General features: G+C 49.9%; 1 protein-coding gene. It reads right to left on the bottom strand.

Annotated features, from left to right (window positions below; all coding sequences use genetic code 11):
• Positions 1–331 precede the first annotated feature (331 nt).
• A partial coding sequence (locus G3R48_RS17190; protein ID WP_246504666.1) for a helix-turn-helix domain-containing protein occupies positions 332–563 on the bottom strand: 232 nt, incomplete at its 5' end.

Raw genomic sequence — 563 nt, 5'->3', positions numbered from 1 at the left:
TTAGCAATAAATCCTTCCATGCCTGACGGCCTGGCCAACGCCTCACGGCCGCACAGTAAACTGCGCACCCGTTCACCGTTATCAGGGTTGTTCATGATGTCTTTCAGGGCGCTCGCCGGATTTTAGCCGCTAAAATGGCGGCCATGCGTTCGTGTGCATAGCCATGCAGACGCGCCAGAATCATCAGGGGCGTTTTTCGGGGTTCTGCACGGGGAAAGATCCCGGAAACGGCCCTGAGGCCGCAAAAACGCGCTGAGGGCGTCTCAGGTGGTACGGGCAACGGATGTTATGGTAAATCGCATTCGTTGTTTTAATTATGCTTGCCGTGTAACTACCCCTCTTGGCTGTCGCTTTTTTTATTGCCTACAGTCCTTTTTAGCTCTGGAGCCATTTCTTCGATCATTTTAATGATGGGAGTTAAGTCGTAAATGTTTCGCCCTTTGTATCTGGGATGGTTTCTCATAGTGGCTGTTTTTTCTATAAGCCCCATCTCTGTCATCTCATCTAAAGAGCGTTGGATAGTACGAACCGAAACCCCCATACGAGATGCCAAACCTTTTTGT

The sequence above is a fragment of the Shewanella intestini genome (assembly GCF_018221465.1).
In the GTDB taxonomy this organism is placed as follows: Bacteria; Pseudomonadota; Gammaproteobacteria; order Enterobacterales; family Shewanellaceae; genus Shewanella; species Shewanella intestini.
This window is presented reverse-complemented; position numbering and strand designations above follow the sequence as displayed.